Annotated in this window: 16 protein-coding genes and 1 riboswitch; of the genes, 9 read left to right on the forward strand and 7 right to left on the reverse strand. The window is 64.0% G+C overall.

Features of this window, described 5'->3' with window-relative positions; all coding sequences use genetic code 11:
* Nucleotides 1-104: 104 nt before the first annotated feature.
* Entirely contained in the window at nt 105-623 is a 519-nt protein-coding gene (locus J0I79_RS22510; RefSeq protein ID WP_292864168.1) for a GcrA family cell cycle regulator, read from the reverse strand.
* A gap of 357 nt (nt 624-980) precedes the next feature.
* Between J0I79_RS22510 and J0I79_RS22515 the strand changes: the two genes are divergently transcribed.
* The 3 genes from J0I79_RS22515 to J0I79_RS22525 all read left to right on the forward strand — a co-directional run bounded on the left by J0I79_RS22515 (nt 981) and on the right by J0I79_RS22525 (nt 4,220).
* Nucleotides 981-2,180 (forward strand): aspartate aminotransferase family protein, encoded by a 1,200-nt coding sequence (locus J0I79_RS22515; protein ID WP_292864171.1) that lies wholly within the window; start codon nt 981-983, stop codon nt 2,178-2,180.
* 18 nt (nt 2,181-2,198) lie between these two features.
* The gene (gene argF, locus J0I79_RS22520) at nt 2,199-3,110 is read left to right on the forward strand and encodes an ornithine carbamoyltransferase (RefSeq protein ID WP_292864174.1); all 912 of its coding nucleotides are present in this window, start codon (nt 2,199-2,201) and stop codon (nt 3,108-3,110) included.
* A gap of 102 nt (nt 3,111-3,212) precedes the next feature.
* Entirely contained in the window at nt 3,213-4,220 is a 1,008-nt protein-coding gene (locus J0I79_RS22525; RefSeq protein ID WP_292864177.1) for an Hsp33 family molecular chaperone, read from the forward strand.
* 174 nt (nt 4,221-4,394) lie between these two features.
* On the opposite strand, the gene apaG is transcribed toward J0I79_RS22525, so the two are convergent.
* A complete protein-coding gene (gene apaG, locus J0I79_RS22530) occupies nt 4,395-4,787 on the reverse strand; it encodes a Co2+/Mg2+ efflux protein ApaG (protein WP_292864180.1) in 393 nt (130 codons plus the stop codon).
* 215 nt (nt 4,788-5,002) lie between these two features.
* On the opposite strand from apaG, the gene J0I79_RS22535 reads away from it, so the two are divergent.
* A complete protein-coding gene (locus tag J0I79_RS22535; RefSeq protein WP_292864183.1) occupies nt 5,003-6,154 on the forward strand; it encodes a ceramide glucosyltransferase in 1,152 nt (383 codons plus the stop codon).
* Between the two features lie 28 nt (nt 6,155-6,182).
* Here the strand turns inward: J0I79_RS22535 and J0I79_RS22540 are convergent, their stop codons facing one another.
* Complete coding sequence (locus J0I79_RS22540; protein WP_292864186.1) at nt 6,183-7,373, reverse strand: O-succinylhomoserine sulfhydrylase; 1,191 nt, start codon at nt 7,371-7,373, stop codon at nt 6,183-6,185.
* Nucleotides 7,374-7,430: 57 nt separating this feature from the next.
* A riboswitch (SAM riboswitch) is annotated at nt 7,431-7,508 on the reverse strand.
* Nucleotides 7,509-7,649: 141 nt separating this feature from the next.
* On the opposite strand from J0I79_RS22540, the gene J0I79_RS22545 reads away from it, so the two are divergent.
* The gene (locus tag J0I79_RS22545) at nt 7,650-8,744 is read left to right on the forward strand and encodes a 2'-deoxycytidine 5'-triphosphate deaminase (protein WP_292864189.1); all 1,095 of its coding nucleotides are present in this window, start codon (nt 7,650-7,652) and stop codon (nt 8,742-8,744) included.
* Nucleotides 8,745-8,920: 176 nt separating this feature from the next.
* Here J0I79_RS22545 and araD1 read toward each other — a convergent pair whose 3' ends face one another.
* The 4 genes from araD1 to chvE form a co-directional block, all read right to left on the reverse strand.
* Nucleotides 8,921-9,913, reverse strand: coding sequence for an AraD1 family protein (araD1, locus tag J0I79_RS22550; RefSeq protein WP_292864192.1), 993 nt, complete (start codon nt 9,911-9,913; stop codon nt 8,921-8,923).
* A gap of 200 nt (nt 9,914-10,113) precedes the next feature.
* Complete coding sequence (mmsB, locus tag J0I79_RS22555) at nt 10,114-11,400, reverse strand: multiple monosaccharide ABC transporter permease (RefSeq protein WP_292864195.1); 1,287 nt, start codon at nt 11,398-11,400, stop codon at nt 10,114-10,116.
* Nucleotides 11,397-12,929: a multiple monosaccharide ABC transporter ATP-binding protein gene (mmsA, locus tag J0I79_RS22560; protein WP_292864198.1), complete on the reverse strand. Its 1,533-nt coding sequence runs from the start codon at nt 12,927-12,929 to the stop codon at nt 11,397-11,399. The genes mmsB and mmsA overlap by 4 nt, the downstream gene beginning before the upstream one ends.
* Before the next feature lie 99 nt (nt 12,930-13,028).
* On the reverse strand, nt 13,029-14,099 hold the full coding sequence (gene chvE / locus J0I79_RS22565) for a multiple monosaccharide ABC transporter substrate-binding protein (RefSeq protein WP_292864201.1): 1,071 nt from the start codon (nt 14,097-14,099) through the stop codon (nt 13,029-13,031).
* Between the two features lie 289 nt (nt 14,100-14,388).
* Here chvE and J0I79_RS22570 point away from each other — a divergent pair, with 289 nt between their 5' ends.
* The 4 genes from J0I79_RS22570 (at nt 14,389) to J0I79_RS22585 (ending at nt 23,015) form a co-directional block, all read left to right on the forward strand.
* On the forward strand, nt 14,389-15,378 hold the full coding sequence (locus tag J0I79_RS22570) for a LysR family transcriptional regulator (RefSeq protein WP_292864204.1): 990 nt from the start codon (nt 14,389-14,391) through the stop codon (nt 15,376-15,378).
* Between the two features lie 126 nt (nt 15,379-15,504).
* Nucleotides 15,505-16,155: a response regulator transcription factor gene (locus J0I79_RS22575; protein WP_292864207.1), complete on the forward strand. Its 651-nt coding sequence runs from the start codon at nt 15,505-15,507 to the stop codon at nt 16,153-16,155.
* Nucleotides 16,156-16,160: 5 nt separating this feature from the next.
* Nucleotides 16,161-17,885, forward strand: coding sequence for an ATP-binding protein (locus J0I79_RS22580; protein WP_292864222.1), 1,725 nt, complete (start codon nt 16,161-16,163; stop codon nt 17,883-17,885).
* A 321-nt stretch (nt 17,886-18,206) separates the two neighbouring features.
* Entirely contained in the window at nt 18,207-23,015 is a 4,809-nt protein-coding gene (locus J0I79_RS22585; protein WP_292864210.1) for an autotransporter domain-containing protein, read from the forward strand.
* Nucleotides 23,016-23,058: the final 43 nt, after the last annotated feature.

Consider the following 23,058-nt stretch of genomic DNA (forward strand, 5'->3'; position numbering starts at 1 on the left):
ATTCGCTATTCGCTATTCGCTATTCGCTATTCGCTATTCGCTATTCGCTATTCGCTATTCGCTATTCGCTATTCGCTATTCGCTATTCGCTATTCGCTATTCGCTCAGCGATTGCGCCGCCGCTCCGCCGCCGGCTGGAACGCCACGCGGGCGTGGTACTTGCAGTAGGGACCAGTTTCGGCGGCTTCGTTGCCGCAGAAGTTGAAGTCTTCCGACAGCGGATCGCCGTTCGGCCACTTGCAGGTGCGCTCAGTCAGTTCGACGAGCTGCAGATGGCGTGAGATCGGTACCACGACATTCTCGACCGGGCGGATGTAGTGCCGTGCCACCGGCTCCGCGTCGAACTGCGCCTGCAGCGCCGTTGCGCCGATCGAGGTGGTGACGTGGCGAGTGGCCGTCGCGGCGCGCGCCACCGACTTCTGCACGCTCGAACCTTGCGTTGCCTTCTTCTGGCGTGCCGGGGTTGCGGTCGCACGGCCGCGGCCCGACAGCTTGAGCCGGTGCACCTTGCCGATGACCGCGTTGCGACTGACCCCGCCGAGCTGTGCAGCAATCTGGCTTGCGCTCAGACCCTCCGACCACAGTTTTCTTAAGAGTTCGACCCGCTCGTCAGTCCAGTTCATGAGACCGCGCTCCTGCTAAGCGTGCGGCAACCGGAATCCGTTTCCGACCCAGCACCACTGCTGGGGCAGACACCACATATATCTGGTGATTAGGTCCGCCGCACGAAATCTAGTTATTTCTCGACTACAACTACCTTATGCGCTGACTCGGTGACAAGAGTCCCAAGTGCAACACGAATCGGTTTTTTCGGTTTTCCCCAACTTGCCCGCTCGCTCATGAGCCGGCGTCTCGTCAGGGGCTTGCCGCGCGCCACTACGCGACGTTTTCGTTGACTTCATGGCCGAAAAACACGATAAGCCGCACAAGGCCGCCGCTTTGGCGGCTTTTTTGATTTTCCGGTACCGGAGACGCATATAATGAGCGGTTCGGCGCTTTACGAGACCTTTGCTCGCGCACCCCTGGCATTCGATCATGGGGAAGGCACATGGCTGGTTACCGACAAGGGCGAGCGATATCTCGATTTCGCTGGCGGCATCGCGGTCAATTCGCTCGGCCACGGCCACCCGCACCTGGTTGCCGCGCTGACCGAACAGGCGGCCAAGCTCTGGCACGTTTCCAATCTCTACGAAATTCCCGGGCAGAGCCGGCTTGGCGAGCGGCTGGCCGACGCCACCTTCGCCGACAAGGTGTTTTTTACCAATTCCGGCGCCGAGGCGCTGGAATGCGCGATCAAGACTGCGCGGCGGTATCATTTCGTCAAGGGCCATCCCGAGCGTTTCCGCGTCATCACCTTCGAGGGCGCCTTCCACGGCCGCACTCTGGCGACGATCGCCGCGGGCGGGCAGTACAAGTACCTTGAGGGGTTCGGTCCGAAGGTCGAAGGTTTCGACCAGGTCGGCTTCGACGACATCGATGCCGCCGAAAAGGCGATCACGCCGGAGACCGCTGCTATCCTGATAGAGCCGGTGCAGGGCGAGGGTGGTATCCGCCCGGTGCCGGTGCAGTCGCTGAAGCGGCTGCGTCAGCTCTGCGACCAGCACGGCCTGCTCCTGATCTATGACGAGGTCCAGTGCGGCATCGGCCGGACCGGCAAGCTGTTCGCGCATGAATGGTCGGGCGTGACCCCCGACATCATGGCGATCGCCAAGGGCATTGGCGGCGGCTTCCCGATGGGCGCCTGCCTGGCCACGGACGAAGCCGCCGTTGGCATGACGGCCGGCGTCCACGGCACCACCTTCGGTGGCAACCCGCTGGCCATGGCGGTCGGCAACGCCGTGCTCGACGTCGTGCTGGAAGAGGGCTTCCTCCAGGACGTCCAGCGCAAGGCGCTGCTCATGAAGCAGGGCCTGGCGGCGGTCGCCGATGAATTTCCCGAGGTCATCGAGGATATCAGGGGCACCGGCCTGATGCTCGGCCTCAAATGCGCCATGCCCAACACCAAGGTCAACATGGCGCTGCGCGACCAGCATCTGCTTGCGGTCCCGGCCGGTGACAACGTCATCCGCCTGCTGCCGCCGCTTACCGTTACCGACGCCGAGATCCATGAGGCGCTCGGCCGCATTCGCGCCGGGGCCAAGGGCCTGTCGGAAGCGATCGCTGCCGCCGCAGCGAAGTAATACCCGGAACCATTGCCGATGTCCCTTCGCCACTTCACCGACCTCTCAGCCGTTTCAGAGGGCGACCTGCGCTTCATGCTGACCGACGCCGTGGCGCGCAAGGCGCGTCTCAAGGCGGGCGAGCGATCGAAGCCGCTCGAAGGCAAGGTGCTGGCGATGATCTTCGACAAGCCGTCGACCCGCACGCGCGTCTCCTTCGATGTCGGCATGCGCCAGCTCGGCGGCGAAACCATCATGCTGACCGGCACAGAAATGCAGCTTGGCCGCTCCGAGACCATAGCCGACACGGCCAAGGTGCTCTCGCGCTATGTCGACGCAATCATGATCCGCACCACCTCGCACGACCGGCTGATGGAGCTGACCGAGAATGCCACCATTCCGGTGATCAACGGCCTGACGGACGATACCCATCCGTGCCAGCTGATGGCCGACATCATGACCTTCGAGGAGCATCGCGGTCCGGTCGCCGGCAAGACGATTGCCTGGACCGGTGACGGCAACAATGTGCTGCATTCGCTGCTGGAGGCCTCGGCGCGGTTCCGCTTCAACCTCAACGTGGCGGTACCGGAAGGCAGCGAGCCGGCGCAGAAACATATCGACTGGTCGAAGGCGCATGGCGGCAAGGTGACCCTTACCCGTTCGCCCGAGGAAGCCGTCGACCAGGCCGATTGCGTCGTCACCGATTGCTGGGTGTCGATGGGCCAGGAACATCGCGCGCGCGGCCACAACGTGTTCTCGCCCTACCAGGTCAACGCCAAGCTGATGGCCAGGGCCAAGCCGGACGCGCTGTTCATGCATTGTCTGCCGGCGCATCGCGGCGAGGAAGTGACCGACGAGGTGATCGACGGGCCGCACTCCGTGGTCTTCGACGAGGCCGAGAACCGGCTTCACGCCCAGAAGGCGGTTCTTGCCTGGTGCCTGGGCGCTTGATCTCCGCGGGCGCGATGCCTATCTGCGCCGCATCACGGAAATCAAGCGCGTATCGACGTATGCTCCCTCCAGGGCGGCATCGCCGCGCCCTGGAGCTTTGTCATGTTGGAAACGCATCAAGTGACTGAACATCACCCCAAACTCGGCGAGTTCGGCTATGCCGGCGACGACCATGTCGTACCCTTCGAGGTCGGCCCGCTCGACGTGCGCGGCCGCACGGTCCAGCTCGGACCGATGCTCGACGCCATTCTGGGACGCCACGACTATCCCGAACCGGTTGCCCGCCTGCTGGCTGAAGCCTGTGTGCTGACGGTGCTGCTCGGCACATCGTTGAAGTTCGAGGGCAAGTTCATCCTGCAGACCCGTACCGACGGGCCGGTCGACATGCTGGTGGCGGATTTTTCCACGCCTTCGGCCCTGCGTGCCTATGCGCGTTTCGACGCGGATAGGCTCGAGACCTTGATCGCGGCGGGTGAAACGTCCCAGCAGACTTTGCTTGGCAAAGGCGTGCTGGCGCTGACCATCGACCAGGGCGCCCACACCCAGCGCTATCAGGGCATCGTGCAACTCGATGGCGAGACGCTGGAGGATGCCGCGCGCACCTATTTCCGTCAGTCGGAACAGATCCCGACCGACATCAGGCTGTCCGTCGCCAAGCTGCTGACGCCCGCTCCCGGCGGTGCGCGCGAGCAATGGCGCGCCGGCGGTATCCTGGCGCAGTTCCTGCCGCAGTCCTCCGAGCGCATGCGCGTCCCCGACATTCACGGCGGCGACGGCGACCCGCGCGAGGATGTGCATGAACCGGCCGACAATTCCTGGCAGGAGTTGCTGGCGCTGCTTGGCACCGTCGAACCGACCGAGCTGATCGATCCCACGGTCGGTGCGGAACGGCTGCTCTATCGCCTGTTCCACGAGCATGGCGTGCGCGTCTTCGGCGGCGTTCCCGTCACCGATCAGTGTTCGTGCTCCAGGGACAAAATCCGCGGCATCCTCGAGGGCTTCTCCGCGCAGGAGATCAAGGACTCGACCGAGGATGGCGGCATCCATGTCGCTTGCGAATTCTGCTCGACGCAGTACGACTTCGATCCGGCGGAATTTGCGAAGCAGTGAGCCTTTTCCTTCTCCCCGTTTCACGGGGAGAAGGTGCCCGAAGGGCGGATGAGGGGCGGCGCCGACTTTTCGTAGATGGAAGCAGTGCGCATCGAGCGGGAAGATAAGTCTCCCGAGCCGTCGCCCCTCATTGCCCTGCCGGGCATTCCTCCCCGTGGAACGGGGAGAAAGAAGCTAATTTACCGTCCGCCTTGTTCCTGGCAGATCCAGCGAAAACGCCGGGATGGCGATATCGAACGTCTCGCCGCGCTTGTTGCGCATCGTATAGCGCCCGACCATGATGCCCGACGGCGTCGAGAGCGGGCAGCCGGAGGTGTATTGGTAGCTGTCGCCCGGATTGAGTTCGGGCTGGTCGCCGACTACACCCGGCCCGCGCACTTCCTCGACCCGGCCGGCGCCGTCGGTGATGTGCCAATAGCGCGACATCAGTTGCACGAACTCGTCCGATTGGTTGTCGATCGTTATCTGATAGCCCCAGACATAGCGGTTCTCCGCCGGATCCGAGCGATCCTCCAGGTAGAACGGCCTGACCTGCACTTCGATGTTGCGCGTGACGGCGCGGTACATGAACGGCTCCAAAACAATCAGACAACCCTCGGTGCTTCCGGCGGGCAGGTCAACCTGCGCGTCTTGTCGCGCCATGCCTTGAAACGCAGGTGCCGGCAAAGAATGTCATTTAAGTGACACACGAGAATGATGGTGTGCGCCAAGCGCGCGACTCGGCGCTCTGTCGAACTGTTGGCCCTGACGCGGGCCGTCTTTTCTGGAGTGACCAGATCTCGATGGAACTCAGCCTGATAGCCGCCTCGCTTTCCACCGCCCTCATCCTGTCAAACGCCGCCAGCATTGCGCTTGCCGCCTCGCAGCTCAAACGCCGCGTCTCGATCGCTCCACCGGCTGGCCGGGCGCAGCCGGTATCGATCGTCGTGCCCTCGCGCGGCGTCGAGCCGTTCACGCACGAGACGCTGGAGCGCGCTTTCACACTCGACTGGCCGCGCTATGAACTCATCTTCTGCGTCGCCCATGCCGACGATCCGGTGGTCAAGCTGATCCGTGCCGCGATTGGTCGCTTCCCAAAAATCCCGGCAAGGCTGTTGATCGGTGACGATCGCGTCAGCGCCAATCCCAAGCTCAACAACTGCGTCAAGGGTTGGGAAGCCGCGCGACACGACTGGGTCGTGCTGGCCGATTCCAATGTGCTGATGCCGAGAGACTACATCCAGCATCTGATGGCGGCATGGCGGGCCGATACCGGCCTCGTCTGCTCGACGCCGATCGGTTCGCGTCCGGATGGCTTCTGGGCCGAAGTCGAATGCGCCTTCCTCAACACGCTGCAGGCGCGCTGGCAATATGCCGGCGAGGCGCTCGGCCTCGGCTTTGCCCAGGGCAAGAGCATGCTGTGGAACAAGCCGATGCTGGACGCCAATGGCGGCATTCGCGCGCTGGCGGCCGAGATCGCCGAGGACGCCGCCGCCACCAAGCTGGTGAACAGCCTTGGGCTGCGCGTCAATCTCGTCGCCGCGCCTTTCGAGCAGCCGCTCGGACGTCGCACGCTTGGCGAAATCTGGTCGCGCCAGGCACGCTGGGCGCGGCTGCGCCGCGTTACCTTTCCCCTGTTCTTCGCGCCTGAAATCCTGACTGGCGCGGCGGTGCCGCTGCTGCTGGCGCTGGTCGCGGCCGCAAGCGCTGGTTTCAGCCTGTGGGCTACCGCGATTGCTGTTCTGGTGGCCTTCTATCTTCCGGAAGCCGCGCTGGCATGGTCCAAGGGCTGGTACCTGTCATCACGCTCGCTCGCGGCCATGATGGCGCGCGACCTGATCCTGCCCGCGATGTGGGCACGCGGCTGGCTCGGCGGCGCCGTCGACTGGCGCGGCAATGCCATGACCATCGGCACCAAGGCCGCCGAACTTGAGGAGACCCCTTCGAGCGCCTGACCGAAGGGCCGGCGCTCCTCAACGAGCCTTACTTTACAGCTTTCAGCGCCTGCGCGATGTCTTCCAGAAGGTCGTCGGTGTCCTCCAGCCCGACCGACAGCCTGAGCGTACCAGGCCCGATGCCGAGTTCGGCGCGGGCCTCGTCGCTCAGGTTCTTGTGCGTCGTCGTCGCGGGATGGGTGATCAGGCTCTTGGCATCGCCGAGATTGTTGGAGATCAGCACGATATCGAGCGCGTTCTGCAGGGCGAAGGCCGCCTGCTTACCGCCCTTGACGTCGAGGCAGATCAGCGTCGAGCCGCCTGACATCTGCTTCTTGACGATCGCCGCCTGCGGATGGTCGTCGCGGCCGGGATAGATGACACGGGCGATCTCAGGCTGTTCGGCCAGGAAGTCCGCGATCTTGCCGGCGCTCTCCGTCTGCTGGCGCACGCGCAGCGGCAGCGTCTCGAGACCCTTCAGCAAGGTCCAGGCGTTGAAGGGCGACAGGCTCGGACCCGTATGGCGGAAATAGTCGTGCAGGTTCTCGTCGATCCACTTCTTGTCCGACAGGATGACGCCGCCCAGGCACCGCCCCTGGCCATCGATGTGCTTGGTGGCCGAATAGACGACGATATGGGCGCCGAGCTGCAACGGCTTCTGCTGCAGCGGCGTGGCAAAAACGTTGTCGACGACGAGCCGTGCCCCGATGGAGTTGGCGAGCGCCGCGACGGCCGCTATGTCGACCACTTCGAGCGTCGGGTTGGTCGGGCTTTCCAGGAAGAACAGCTTGGTGTTGGGTCTCACCGCTTTCTCCCAGTTGGCGATGTCGGTGCCGTCGACCAGCGTCGCCTCGATCCCGTAGCGCGGGGCCAGCGTCTCGACCACCCAGCGGCAGGAGCCGAACAGCGCGCGGGCCGCCACGATGTGGTCACCGGCCTTGACGCTGCATAGAAGCGCTGCCGTCACCGCCGCCATGCCCGACGCCGTGGCGCGTGCGTCCTCGGCGCCTTCGAGCGCGCACATGCGCTTTTCGAACATGTCGACGGTCGGGTTGGCGTAGCGCGAGTAGATAAAGCCAGGCTCCTCGCCCTTGAAACGGGCTTCGGCGGCTTGAGCCGTCTCATAGACATAGCCCTGGGTCAGGTACATCGCCTCGGCGGTTTCACCGAAGCCGGAACGAAGCGTTCCGCCATGCACAAGTGCGGTCTGAGGCTTCCAGTTGCGGGTCTTCTTCGTCATCGTCCTGTCCCAAACACAAAAAAACCGGCCGCGAAAAGTCGCAACCGGTCCATACGGCCTTGCGGCCCGACGGTCCTTTAGCGACTTGTTTAACGTGGCTGCAAGCCGACCGGCCAAATCACCACGGGATAACGACCCTTTAGACCCGCGCCGCGCTTGCGTCAATTGCCGGCTTCATTAAGAGGTTTGTACCAAGGCAGGTTCCGCAAAACCGCCCGGCGGTTTTGCGGCGAGAACCTGCAACGAAAGCGACCCGTCTTGGAGCGGAGCCAGACTTTGCGGCAGACAGGCATTCTTCCCGATCAGGACATTTCGGCGCTGTTCCAGTCCGGCGCCCTGAAATCACCGCGCGCCCTCGATGCCGACCAGATCCAGCCGGCCAGCCTCGATCTGAGGCTGGGCGACAAGGCGTGGCGCGTGCGCGCCTCCTTCCTGCCCGGTCCCAACCACACGGTCTCGGAGAAGCTTGACCGGCTGAAGCTGCACGAGATCAATCTCGCCGAAGGCGCCGTGCTTGAAACCGGCTGTGTCTACATCGTGCCGTTGCTGGAGAGCCTCGCCTTGCCGGGGACCATTTCGGCCTCGGCCAATCCCAAGAGTTCGACCGGGCGGCTCGACATCTTCACCCGCGTCATGACTGACCGCGGGCACGAGTTCGACAAGATCGCCGCCGGCTATCACGGCCCGCTCTATCTCGAAGTCAGCCCGCGCACCTTTCCGATCGTGGTGCGCACCGGTTCGCGCCTGTCGCAGATCCGTTTCCGCACCGGCAACGCGCTGCTCTCGGAAGCCGAACTGCATGAACTGCACGGCTCCCAGATGCTTGTCGCCACCGATCCGCCCAACATTTCCGGGGGCGGCATCGCGCTGTCGATCGACCTCAATGGCGACAGGGACGGGCTGGTCGGTTATCGCGGCAAGCACCACACCGGCCTGGTCGACGTCGACAAGCGCGCTGCGCAGGACGTGCTCGATTTCTGGGAACCGATCCACAAGAGCGGCGCCGGCGAACTGGTGCTCGATCCGGACGAGTTCTACATACTCGTCAGCCAGGAGGCGGTGCATGTGCCGCCCCTCTATGCCGCCGAGATGACGCCCTTCGACCCGCTGGTCGGCGAGTTCCGTGTTCACTATGCCGGCTTCTTCGATCCGGGTTTTGGCCATTCGGCAGCAGGAGGCACCGGCAGCCGCGCAGTGCTGGAGGTGCGCAGCCACGAAGTGCCGTTCATCCTCGACCACGGCCAGATCGTCGGCCGGCTGGTCTACGAGCATATGCTGAAGCGCCCGCAGGCGCTCTACGGCACCGATCTCGGCTCGAACTACCAGGCGCAGGGCCTGAAGCTCTCGAAGCATTTCCGCGCAGCGCGCTGAGGTCGAAGGGCACCGCTTTCCTTCTCCCCTTGTGGGAGAAGGTGGCCGAGCGAAGCTCGGTCGGATGAGGGGTGTTCCAGCTTGGCAATGACGGCACTCCGTCGCGCACCCCTCAACCGTCTCGGCGCTACGCGCCGATCCACCTTCTCCCACAGGGGGAGAAGGGGAAGCTGGTGCTACAGCGCCGTCACCACCACCTTGATCGGCTTCTCGATTTCCAGCGGGTTGCGGAGCGGCAGCCCGAAATCCCCGGCCTCGATCTCGAATATATCGCCGGCTTCTGTATTGACGCCATCGGCGAAGGACAGCGTTGCCGTGCCGAACATGTGCACATGCACGTCGCCCGGCTGGCGGAACGCCGAATATTTGAAATGGTGATGTTCGAGATTGGCGATGGTGTGCGACATGTTGGCTTCGCCCGAGAGGAACGGCTTCTCCCACAGCGTGTTGCCGTCGCGCACGATGCGTGAGGTGCCGCGGATGTCCGCCGGCAGGTCGCCGAGCAGGATCTCCGGTCCGAACGAGGCATTGCGCAGCTTGGAATGGGCAAGGAAGAGATAGTTCACGCGCTCGGTGACGTGGTCGGAGAACTCGTTCGACAGCGTGAAGCCGACGCGGAACGGCGCGCCGTCATCGCCGATGACATAGATGCCGGCGATTTCGGGCTCTTCGCCGGCATCCTTGGCGAAGGCCGGCGACACGAGTGCCGCGCCCGGCGCTACCGCCATCGTGCCATTGCCCTTGTAGAACCATTCCGGCTGCACGCCGACCTGGCCCTTGGCGGGTTTGCCGCCTTCGAGCCCCATGCGGAACATCTTCATGGAATCGGTAAGCTGCTCCTCGCCGTCGGTGTTGAGCTTCTTGTGCATGGAATCGCGCGTCGCCGCAGAGCCGAGATGTGTCAGTCCGGTGCCGGTCAGGTGCAGATGCGCGGGGTGGGGATGGTTGATCGGCGACAACAGCCGGCCTTTCTTGTAGGCGGCGTCGAGATCGACAGTTTCGCCGAGCCCCTTGCGCTCGATCAGCGTTGCCAGGCCGACGCCGGTGCGGGCGGCCTCCATCGCCAGCGAATAGACGCTGCGCGCGCCATTGATGACACGGGTCTTGCCGCCGTTGCGGGCAACGACGCGAATGGTCTCGGCGTCGTCGAGAATCTGCGAGATCAGCATGGTCAGTCCTCTCTCATGTGTCTTGGTTCGGGTGCCTCTCGGCAAACCCTTACCTGCGCGGCTCGGACATCGCCGCGCCACGGTTGAAATTCTTGGTCCGGATTGCGCTCGCGGGCCCGGTCCCCGGGGGACTTTCTGATGCCGACAACTTGCCGGCAGCGCCGCGATCGTATGCCTCCTGCTTGCCTCGCCTAAGCCCGTCAGGCCTTGTTCTTGTTGTAGACGTCGAAGATCACGGCGCCGAGCAGGACCAGGCCTTTGACTACCTGTTGCCAGTCGACATTGACGCCCATGATCGACATACCGTTGTTCATCACGCCCATGATGAAGCCGCCGACCACCGCGCCGATAACCTGGCCGACACCGCCCATCGCCGAGGCGCCGCCGATGAAGACGGCGGCGATGACATCGAGCTCGGAGCCAAGGCCCGCCGCCGGCACGGCCTGGCCGAGGCGCGCCGCGATGATCAGACCGCCGAGCGCCGACAGCACGCCCATGTTGACGAACACCAGCAGCGTCAGCCGCTCGGTGTTGATGCCCGACAACTGCGCCGCCTTGGGATTGCCACCCATCGCATAGATACGGCGGCCGATGGTCATGCGCTTGGTGACGAACACGAACAGCGAGATCAGCACGCCCATCACGAGCAGCACCACCGGCAGGCCTCTGTAGCTCGCGAACTCATAGACCAGGAAGAGCGCCAGCGCGCTGGCGACCAGCGTCTTGACGACAAACAGGGGGAAGGGCTCGGCCTCATAGCCATGGCGCTCGCGCTTGCGCCGGGTGCGGAGCCCGAAATAGGCGTAGGCCAGCACGGCGATCAGGCCAAGCACGACCGTCGTCATGTGCAATGTCAGGCCGCTGCCCATGATGGTCTTGCCGGCGGCGTTCACCGTCGGCGGGATCAGGGTCAGTGGACCGATCACATCCGGAATGAAGCCGGAGCTCAGCGCCTTGAAGCCGTCCGGAAGCGGTCCCACCGAGGAGCCGCCGCCCAGCAGCGCCTGGCAGATACCGCGGAAGATCAGCATGCCGGCCAGCGTCACGATGAAGCTCGGTATCCGGTGGTAGGCGATCCAGTAGCCTTGCGCCGCGCCGATCAGTCCGCCCACGATCAGGCAGACGATTGAAACCACCAGCGGATTGCTGAGCGGTCCGAGTTGCCAGATGACCATCATGTTTGCCGCCAGCGCGCCAATGAAACCGGCGACCGATCCGACGCTGAGGTCGATATAGCCGGAAACGATGACCAGCAGCATGCCCAGCGCCATCACGATGATGAACGAGTTCTGCTGCACCAGATTGCTGAGGTTGACCGGCTTGAACAGCGTGCCCGACGTCGTGAACTGGAAGAACAGCATGATGACGATCAGCGCGATGATCAGACCGTACTCGCGCAGGTTCGTCGTCAGCGCCGAGACGGCAATACGTGGTCGCTGTTCGTCGGTGACGCTGCCTTGCGGGGCGGGGGCGCTTTCGGTGCTCATGCTGCTTTTCCTTCTCCCCGAACGATGGCGCGCATTATTTTTTCCTGGCTTGCGTCCGCCGCCGGCATTTCGCCGACGATGCGCCCTTCGTTCATGACGTAGATGCGGTCGGTGATGCCGAGGAGTTCCGGCATTTCCGACGAGATGACCACGATCGCCTTACCTTCCGAAGCGAGGCGCGCGATGATCGTGTAGATTTCGTACTTGGCGCCGACATCGATGCCGCGCGTCGGCTCGTCGAGGATCAGCAAATCCGGATCGGCGAACAGCCATTTGGACAGCACCACCTTCTGCTGGTTGCCGCCCGAAAGGTTGCCGGTCAACTGATAGACGCTGGAGGCGCGGATATTGGTCTTCTTGCGATAGTCGTTGGCAACGGCGAGCTCGCGCAAATCGTCGATGACGCTGTGTCGCGACACGCCGCCGAGGTTGGCCAGCGTGATATTGTGCTTGATGTGGTCGATGAGGTTGAGACCGTAGGTCTTGCGGTCCTCCGTCACGTAGGCGATGCCGTGCTGGACTGCCTTGCTCACCGACGAGACATCGACCGGCTTGCCGTTGAGCAGCACCTCGCCGGTGATGCGGCGGCCATACGAGCGGCCGAACAGGCTCATGGCGAATTCGGTGCGGCCGGCGCCCATCAGCCCGGCAATGCCGACGACCTCGCCCTTGCGCACGTTGATGTCGATGCCCTTGATCACCTGCCGTTCGGCGTGGATCGGGTGATAGACCGACCAGTTCTTCACTTCGAACACGACCTCGCCGACGTGAGGCTCGCGTGGCGGATAGCGGTCGTCGAGCGAGCGGCCGACCATCGAGGTGATGATACGGTCTTCGCTGATGTCTTTCTTGGCCAGCGTCTCGATGGTGCGGCCGTCGCGGATGACGGTGACCTTGTCGGCAACCCGGTTGATCTCGTTCAGCTTGTGCGAGATCAGGATCGAGGTCATGCCCTGGCGCTTGAATTCGAGCAAAAGGTCGAGCAGCGCCTGGCTGTCCTTCTCGCTGAGCGATGCGGTCGGCTCGTCGAGGATCAGGAGCTTGACTTCCTTGCTCAGCGCCTTGGCGATCTCGACCAATTGCTGCTTGCCGACGCCGATATTCGTGATCAGCGTCTTGGGGTCCTCCCTGAGGCCCACCTTTTTCAGCAGCGCGCTGGTGCGCTCCTCGTTGGCGTCCCAGTCGATGACGCCGTATTTGGCGTGCTCGTTGCCGAGGAATATGTTTTCGGCGATCGACAGCATCGGCACCAGCGCAAGCTCCTGGTGGATGATGACGATGCCCTTGTGTTCGCTGTCCTGGATGCCCTTGAACTGGCATTCCTGGCCTTGGAAGATGATCTGTCCGTCATAGGTGCCGGAGGGATAGACGCCCGACAGAACCTTCATCAGCGTGGATTTGCCGGCGCCGTTCTCGCCGACCACAGCGTGGATCTCACCTTCCTCGACGCTGAGGTTGACGTTCGACAGCGCCTTTACGCCGGGGAACGTCTTGGTGATGTCGCGCATCTCCAAAATCGTCGAGGTCATCAGGCAAGCTCCTCCGAGGCCGGCAGCAACAATACCGGGGTCGCTTGTGAACGGAAAGGGGCCCTGCGTTGCGCAGGACCCCTGACTTGGCAATCGGGATTACTTCAGGTCTTCGGCCTTGATGTAGCCGGAGTCGACGACCAGCTTCTGGTAGTTCGACTTGTCGACCTCATGCGGCGTCAACAGGATCGAGGGAACGACCTTGACGTCGTTGTTGTAGGTCTTTTCGTCGAGGCCGTCGGGCTTGCCGCCCGAGAGCACCTTGTCGACCAGCTGGACGGTCGCCTTGGCGAGGTCGCGGGTGTCCTTGAACACGGTCGAATACTGTTCGCCCGTGATGATCAGCTTGACCGAGGCGGTCTCGGCGTCCTGACCGGTCACGATCGGCCAGGGCTGAGCAGCCGTGCCGTAACCAACGGCGCGCAGCGAGGCGGTGATGCCGCGCGACAGGCCGTCATAGGGCGACAGAACGCCATCGACGCGGCTGCCGTCCGAGTAGTTGGCCGAGAGCAGATTGTCCATGCGGGCCTGCGCGGTAGCTGCCAGCCAGCGCAACGTGCCGACCTTGTCCATGCCGGTCTGGCCGGACTTGATCTTGATCGAGCCGTCGTCGATCAGCGGCTGCAGGACGGAAATGGCGCCATTGTAGAAGAAGAAGGCGTTGTTGTCGTCAGGCGAGCCGCCGAACAGTTCGACGTTCCAGGGCTTGGTATTCGGGAAGCGCTCCTTGAGGCCCTTGACCAGGGAATTGGCCTGGATCACGCCGACGCCGAAATTGTCGAAGGTGGTGTAGTAGTCGACATTCTTGGTCTTCTTGATCAGGCGGTCATAGGCGACGACGACGACGCCCGCGTCGGCGGCCTTCTGCAGCGCATCCGACAGAGTGGTACCGTCGATCGAGGCGATGATCAACGCCTTCGGGCCCTTGGTGATTTCGTTCTCCAGCTGGCTGAGCTGGTTGGGGATGTCGTCCTGCGCATACTGCAGGTCGACCGTGTAGCCGAGAGCCTCGAGCTGGGACTTGACGGCGTCGCCGTCATTGATCCAGCGCTGCGAGGTCTTGGTCGGCATCAGCACGCCGACAAGACCCTTGTCGGCTGCGTGTGCCTGATAGCTCATGGCAGCGATGCCAAGCGCCGCGACTGCGGCCAATGTCTTGATGATCTTCACGTTACTCTCCCTGGTTGATGGACGCGGCACCCCGGGGGTCGCGGGCCGCGCAATCGTGCAGAAGCGCCGAGGCACTGCTGCCGACATATCGATCTCCGGTATCCTCCCATGGTTCCAAGGCGCTTGTTTCAATCGATACGATTTCTCGCGTCGGCGACTGCCACGTCCCGGAACACGCGAAAAGTGTGACCCTTTGCCATAACTGTCAAATGCGATCTATGATGGTTGCTATATCAAAGTCGATATGTGTAAAGCGAGCGCAAGGGACATTGAGGGATAGGAGGCGTCCATGGCAGAATCGCGAAATATTGATGAAATTTCAGAAGGTTACGCGGAGCAGACGGGTGGCGGCGAGACCTTGCTGCGCAGTGGCCTCAGCCTGCGCCACATGCGCATGATCGTCGCGCTCGACGATCACGGCCGGGTGAGTGCCGCGGCCCAGGTGATGAACATCTCGCAGCCGGCCGCCTCGCGCATGATCGCCGAGATGGAGGCGGTGCTGGAGGTCGAGCTGTGCGAAAGGCTGCCGCGCGGCGTCACGCTGACGCCTTATGGCAAGGCGCTGGCTAGGCGCGCGCGCTCGATCCTGCTCGAGATGCGCGAGGTCGATCGCGAGATTTCCGAACTCAAGGCCGGCAAGGGCGGTTCGGTGTTTCTGGGCGCCGTCACGGCGCCGGCGATCGAACTGGCTGTGCCGGCCATCCGCGAAATCCGCCGCATCTACCCGCGCATCGAGATCACCATGCAGGTCGAGACCTCCAATGTGCTGGCGCGCGAACTCATCGCCACGCGCCATGACTTTATCATCGCCCGCATCCCCGACGACCTCAATCCGCGCCTGTTCGAATCCCGTGTCATCGGCGTCGAGAAGGCCTGTCTGATCGTGCGTCGTGGCCACCCGCTCACCAGGGGCGGGGTGGTGCGGCTGGAGGACACGGCCGCCTATGACTGGGTGTTCCAGTCGGGCGGCTCGCCGCTGCGCCAGGCGATGGAGAGCAATTTCCTCAACCGCAACATCGCGCTGCCGGACCGGATCCTCAACACCTCCTCGCTGCTGCTGACGCTGGTCATGGTTGCGCAGTCGGACGCCATCGCGCCGGTCTCGGTGCAGGTGGCGAAGTTCATCCAGAATCCCGACGGGCTCGCCGGTGCCATCGACGTCGTCCAGACCGAGTTCGACATCGAGGTCAGGCCCTACAGCCTGATCACGGTCAAGAACCGCGTGCTGTCGCCCGCCGCCAAGATGCTGCACGATTTCATCCTGAGGGAGGTTGGCTGATGCGCGGGCAGGTGACGACCTTCGATACCCGGCCGATGAGTACCGGAGGTGAAGAGGTTGCCATCTGGTATGTTGATCGGTTTACAATGGCCGTAGATTCTTTGCTGGACTGGCGAGCGGGGGGACGTGAGAGCGAACGTCGTCATTGTCGAGGATGATCCGCTCGTTGTCGCTCATGTTGGACGCGGCGTGGCGGCGCATGACGGCTTGTCGCTGACTGCTACCGCCGGCACGCTGGCCGGAGCGCGCGCCCTTCTCGACGAGAAGGTGGACCTGTTCATTCTCGATCTTGGCCTTCCCGATGGTAGCGGGATCGAATTGATCGAGGAAATTCGCGCACGAGGCGATTCCGAGCCGAAAATACTCGTCCTCTCGGTGCTGGGCGATCAGGATACGGTGCTTGCGGCGGTACTGGCGGGAGCGGACGGCTATCTGCTGAAAGACATCGACAGTCTCGATATCGGCCAGCAGGCCGCCGATGCGTTGACCGGCGGTGCGCCATTGTCGCCCAGCATCGCCGGTTATTTGCTGCGTCATCTGCGCCGGCAACGGGAGGATGCCAAACCGGATGATGCCGATCCGCCGCTGTCACCGCGCGAAATCGAACTGCTCCAGCTTCTGGCGCGCGGATACAGCAACCGGCAAGCGGCGGCCGAACTCGAAATATCGCCGTATACGATCGGCGATCATGTGAAATCGATCTACCGCAAGCTCGGTGTGAGCAATCGGGGCGAGGCCATGGTGCGCGCCTTTCGCAGCGGGTTGCTACGCCTGTGACCATCATGCCCCGGCTGACGGGATGGCGCCGCGCGCTGGCGATTATTCTCGGCGCGCAGCTGCTGTTCTGGTGCGCTTATGCGCTCATCGTCGCCGGCCTGCAGCCCGCGGGCACGCTGGAGGAATATCGCTTGCCCGCGGCGCGTGCGCTGCTGGCGTCCGAGCCGGCCGAACTGGGCGCCTACGCTGCCGGGCTTTCCGAGCCGGCCGTGCTGCGAATCCCAGGCTGGCAGCCCGTGGTCCTGCGTCCGGCGCAGGCGACCTTGTTGTCGCGCGCGGAGACGTCGGCGGACAATGAGTGGTCGCTCACCTGCCGGGAAAATCCCTGCCCAGAGGCAGCAACGGCCTATGCGGGGCCTTTCGACCGTATGGATGAGGCTGCCGGTTGGGAGAAGTTCCAGCGTTTCGACATGGTATGGTTGGTCGTTGTAACGGAACTGATGATGGGAACGGCGCTGCTGGTCGTGTTGCCGGTCAACAGGTTTTCGCGGCTCCAAGGTATCACCGGCCTGCTGCTCATTTCGGTGGGCATCGACGCCTGGCTCACCACCTTCGGGGCACAGAGCCTGCCCTATGTCTGGTTTCCGTTGCTGCGCTACGGCGTGGAATATCTGATGTTGACGCTGGCAGCGCTTGCCGTGAACGCCTTTGCCGGCTGGCGGCCGCGCGAGGCATGGGCAGCCTGCGGCTGCTTTGTCGTCGCCTTCGTTACAGTGATCGGGGCCATGATCGTGGGGCCTGGTGCTGCTGTTGTGGTGCCCTGGCTAGATGCGATGGCGCTGACCTTGCTGTTGGGATATGGCGTTCTGGCCTTGCTGCGGATGGGACGGATAGCCCCAGGGCCGGCGATCCGGGTTCTGGCGATACTGCTTGTCGCTCTTGCCTCGATCGGCTTCGACCTGTTTCTCCTGCCGCCGCCAACCGGTTTTGCCTTGCAGGCCTCGGTCCTCGCACCGCCATTGACGATGTTCGGCATCCTGTTCGAGATCGCTCTGCAGGGACACAGGCTCAACCAGGAGGCGGAGGAGGCGCGCAGCGATCTGGAACGTCAGGTGCTGGAGCAGGATGCGAGCCTTTTGCGCTCCTCGCGATTGTTGCGCCATCAGGAACGGCTGATCGCGATAGATGCCGAGCGTCAGCGTCTGCTGCGCGACATGCACGATGGAGTCGGCGGTATGCTGACGCACCTTCTCCTCGATGTCCGCGAGAACAGGCTGACCTCACGGGAAATCGAGCAGGGACTGCAGTCTTCGGTCGACGACCTGCGCAACATGGCCAGTGCGATCGACGCGGGCAACGAACCGATCGACGAGGCGCTGGCGATGTTCCAGGAGCGCATGGCACGCCGTCTTGCCCGGTCCGGCATAGTCCTGAACTATCGCTGCACGCTCACGGCCCCGGCGCCGAGCCTCGACGTGCGGCGGCTGCTCAGCCTCTATCGGCTGTTGCAGGAGGGCATCGCCAACAGTTTGCGCCACGCTTCGGCCACAAGGATCGAGCTCGCGGTGAACCCGGGTGACGATGGCGCCATTGTCATCGCTCTGTCGGACGACGGCATGGGATTCGACCCTCAGACGGCCTCAGGCGCTGCCGGCGAAGGACGGGGGCTTGCAAACATACGCCGTCGGGCTGGTCAGATGGACGGACGAATAGAGATTGAAAGCGCGCCCGGCCGCGGCACGCGGCTGACCCTGGCCATCCCGACCCACGCCGCGGGACGAAAGGCCTGATCGCCGCGTCAAAGGGTGGCCAGCGCGGGACTTGAGCGTCTGTCGCCTCCAATGTCGGGGGAGAGCCGGCCGGAATGCCGGAAGCGTGCTACCTGGTTGCCGGGCGAAATGCCGGATTTACCATAATATTTTGCCGATACTCCCTCGAACGCGGGATTGATGTGTCCGCCGCCCCGGCGGAAAAGATCATCAACGACTCCGATGGCGGATCGGGACGCAAATCAATGAAATCGCGGTGCCGCTGACTGGCGGTGCGGGGAGGGCGCGTGCCCGCGCTCCCGTGCGCCGACACGCGGGCGGCTGCCGTGAGGGAGCATGGCAATGAAGGCAGGGCGCGGCAATAGTTCGAGGACCATCTCGCTCGGCAGGCTCTCGGTCACGACCTCGACCCTCGTACTCCTCGCCATCGTGTGCGCGCCTTCAACTGTCCATGCGCAACCGGCCTGTGACCCGGGCGGCGGGCCGTACACCAGCGGTTCGCCTGATTTCAACGGCGGCCTGACCAATGGTTGCGACGTGAATGCCAACACGGCCGACACATTCGGCGGCACTGTCGCCGCAACCTTCCGCAATGGTGCCGTCCTCAATGCGAACACGGCTGGCGCGGTCAGCGGCGGTCTGCTGCAGTTGCCGACCTTCGACGCCGTCATCAATGCGAATGTCGCCAATGCCATCACCGGTGGGACTCTGGTCATCAACGGCACCGTGAACGCATTGGCCAGCGGCGCCATCGACGGCGCCTGGCTGAGGCTCGGTGGAGACGGTGTCCTCAACATCGGGGCTGCAAACGCGACGACAGCGAACACCGACCTGGAATTCGGCAGTCAGGCAGTCAGCGCGGGAGGCCGCCTCAACCTCAACGGCCATGGCACGACGGTCGGCCGGATCACGAACTACATTCCCAGCGGACAGATCGTAAACGGCGGCGCGGCGAATGCCGTGCTGACGATCGACGGTTCGGCGCTAGGCGATTCGTCCTTCGGTGGCGTGATCGCGGACGGCGCGGGTAGCGGCACGCTCGCCTTGGTCAAGCGCGGGTCGAGCACGCTGACGCTTTCGGGGTCCAACACCTACACCGGCGGGACGCGGATAGAAGCGGGCACGCTGGAGCTCAAGGGCAACGGCACGCTAGGCGCGCCAACGGGGAAGCTCGACATCGCCAGCGGCGCCACCCTGGTCTTCGACACCACGGCCCTGACGGTCGGCTCGCTGTCGGGTGCAGGGACCATCACCCGTTCGGACTTCAACCCCGGCGTTCTCACCGTCGATCAATCCACCAACACCACTTTCAGCGGCGCCATCTCGGACTACTTCGACGAAATCAATGGCGTGACCACCATGACCGGGCTGACCAAGTCCGGCAGCGGCACGCTCACCCTGAGCGGTAGCAACACCTACATCGGCACCACCAATGTGACGGGCGGCACGCTGCTCGTCGATGGATCCCTCGGCAATGTCATGTGGGGACCCATTGTGTTGGGCACATCGTCGGTCGCGGTTGCCTCTGGAGGCAGCCTCGGCGGCGCCGGATCGATCGCAGGCGACGTATCGGTGGCATCCGGCGGTACGCTCCTGGGGCGCGCCGGCCAGACCCTGTCGATGGGGTCGCTGGCACTGGACAGCGGTTCGATCGTCGAAGTTACGCTCGGCGCACCGGGCAACGCGCGACTGTTCAACGTCGCCGGCGACCTGACGCTCGCCGGCACGCTCGATGTGAGCGACGCCGGCGGGTTCGGCGACGGTCTCTATCGCCTGTTCGACTACGGCGGGGTGCTGACCGACAACGGGATGGCCGTCGGCTCGACGCCAACCGGTTATGCTGTCGGCGATCTGACCGTGCAGACGTCTGTGGCCAATCAGGTCAACCTGCTGGTCGGGGCGGCCGGCGCCTACAGCTTCTGGAACGGCGCGCAGACCACGGCCAATAATGTGGTCAACGGCGGCACCGGCACGTGGAGCGCTGCCGGAACCAACTGGACGAATGCAAGCGGCAGCGTCAGCGGCGTCTACGATCCGGCGGCCATGATGATCTTCCAGGGCACGCCAGGCACGGTCACGGTCAGCGCGGGCGGTGGCGCGCTGGACGTGGGCGGCGGGATGCAGTTTTTCGTCGATGGATATCAGGTATCGGGTGATGCGCTGAACCTGACCCGATCCGGCGTTCCGATCCGCGTGGGCGACGGCACTGCGGCCGGCGCGGGGATGTCCGCGACCATCCTGTCAGTACTGACCGGCAGCGGCGGCATCGACAAGACCGACCTCGGCACGCTCATTCTCTCCGGAACCAATACCTATACCGGCGGCACGACGATCTCGGCCGGCATGCTGAAGCTCGACGATGGAGGCACGCTCGGCGCGACAACGGGTGCGCTTGCCATCGCCAGCGGTGGCGCGCTCGATCTTAACGGCACCAATCAGGTTGTCGGCGCGCTGTCCGGCGCCGGCAGCATCACCAGTTCCATGTCGGGCGGCAGGCAAAGCTCGCTCACGGTCGATCAGGCTGCCGGCAACACAAGCTATGGCGGCGCGATCACCGACGGATACATGACGAGCACCGGCACCGGCACCGTTTGGCTGCTCAAGAATGGCGCGGGCACGCTGACTTTGACCGGCAACAGCACATTTGCCTTCACCACCGTCAACGGCGGCACGTTGGCGATCGCGAATGGCGGCACGGTTGTGAACGAAACCAGCTATTTGGGCGAAGCGGCGGGCAGCAATGGAACGGTTCTCGTCACCGGCAGCGGGTCCGTGTGGACGACGGATTATCTGAACCTCGGCTATCGCGGTTCCGGCACGCTCACCATTGCGGATGGCGGCAGGGTCAGCGTCGGCGTGGGCACGGTCGACATGGTGCGCACAAGCTCCGGCAGCGGCACGCTTAACCTGAACGGCACGGCCGGGGCACGCGGGGTGCTGGAAACCAGCGGCGTCTGGAAAGCCCTTGATGGCGCCAAGGTCAATTTCGATGGCGGCATCTTGCGTGCCATGGCAGACGACGCCGAACTGCTCGGCCACTTTGCCGCCGGTGATGTGACGATCAAGGCGGGCGGCGCCTTCATCGATACCAACGGCCATCAGGTGGAAATCAGCTCACCGCTGGGCGGCGTCGGCGCGCTGACCAAACAGGGCGCGGGCGAACTCTACGTGATCGGGGACAACACATATGAAGGTGGCACCAGAATCGAGGCGGGGAGGCTGTTCCTTGGCGATGGCGGCACGCTCGGCGCTCCGACCGGATCGCTTTTCATCGCAAGCGGCGCTACTCTCGATCTCGGCATTACGTCGCAGACGGTCGGCTCGCTGTCGGGCGCCGGCGATATCACCAGCACGGTCACGATGGGCGCGCCCAGCCTGCTCACCGTGGATCAGGCCACCGACACCATCTTTAGCGGCGCCATCAGCAACGGCATGCAGCTCGTCAGTTCCGGCGGCGGCAGCCTTCCGGCGATTCTCGTGCCGACGGTCGTCGGGCTGACAAAATCGGGCGCGGGCACGCTTACCCTGACCGGGAGCAATAGCTATACCGGAAACACCGACGTGACCGGTGGAACGCTGATCGTCAATGGGACCTTGAACAATACCAAGGTCGCGGTTGCATCGGGCGCCGCCCTGGGCGGCACCGGCACGATCACTGGCACAGTCACAGTCTCCGGCCGTCTCTTCACGGGCTCGGGCGGATCTGGAGGTGCCATCGGCACGATGAAAGTGGTGGGCGCCGTCACCTTCGATACCGGCTCGACCTATCAGGTCGCCGCGAATGCGGCCGGACAGGCCTCCCGTCTCAATGTGACCGGACCGGCCACGATCAATGGCGGGACGGTCAGCGTGCTGGCCGGCGCGGGCAGCTACAATCCTCAGACTGACTACACGATCCTGTCGGCGACCGGTGGCGTCGGCGGTACCTTCGCCGATGTGACCAGCAATCTTGCCTTCCTCGATCCCTCGCTCAGCTACGATGCGGATAACGTCTATCTGCGGCTGCACCGCAACAATGTCAGTTTTGCTTCGTTGGGCCTGACCTCCAACCAGAGCGCCACAGGCGGCGGCGCCGAGAGCCTGGGCAGCGGCAATCCGCTCTACGACGCCATCCTGCAGCTACCCGCCACGGCTGCAGCTCGAGATGCCCTCGACCAATTGTCGGGCGAGATCCATGCCTCGGCCAAGGGCATGCTGCTGGGAGATGGCCGCTTCGTCCGCGATGCCGCCACCAGCCGCATCTCCGCTGCCTTCGGCGACGACAGTGTGGCCGCTCTGCCGATCATGGCCTATGGCGAGGGCGGCCCCGAAATGGTTGCCGCCGACACCGATCGTTTCGCTGTCTGGGGCCAGGCCTTTGGGGCCTGGGGCAGCACAGGCTCCGATGGCAACGCCGCCGCCCTTGATCGCTCGACTGGCGGCCTGCTCGCCGGCGCCGATACGACGGTCGGCAACTGGCGTGTCGGCCTTCTCGGCGGTTACAGCCATTCGAGCTTCGATGCCGGTGATCGCAATTCGACAGGCAAGAGCGACAACTATCACCTCGGCCTCTATGGCGGCACCAACTGGCGCGCCATCGCCTTCCGTACCGGCGCGGACTACAGCTGGAGCCGCATCTCGACCAGGCGCTCGGCAGCCTTCGACGGTTTTGCCGACGCACTCTCGGCCGACTATGGCGCTGGCACCGCGCAAGTTTTCGGGGAGATCGCCTACAAGGCCGATGCCGGACACTTCAAGTTCGAGCCTTTCGCCAATCTCGCTTATGTCAGCGTGCGCACCGAAGGGTTTGCCGAACAAGGCGGCCCGGCGGCGCTCACCGTCGACGGTTCGACCACCGATGCCACCTTCGCCACGCTCGGCCTGCGCGGTTCCACCGACTTCGCGCTTGGCGGCATTAACGCCACCGCGCGCGGCACGCTCGGCTGGCGTCATGCCCTCGGCGACGTCACGCCGTCGTCGACCGTCACTTTCGCCGGCGGCGATCGCTTCACCGTCGCCGGCGTACCGATCGGCAGGGACGCCGCGCTCATCGAGACCGGTCTCGATCTGCTTCTTGCCCCCAACGCCAGGCTCGGCCTGTCCTATACCGGTCAGTTCGGCGGCGGTGGCGTCGACCAGGGCGCCAAGGTCGATCTCGGCGTGACATTCTGACGGTCGCCGGCTTCGCGTACCGGCGCCCGCCGCAAGGATACCG

The sequence above is a fragment of the Mesorhizobium sp. genome, assembly GCF_017306585.1.
Lineage (GTDB): Bacteria > Pseudomonadota > Alphaproteobacteria > Rhizobiales > Rhizobiaceae > Mesorhizobium.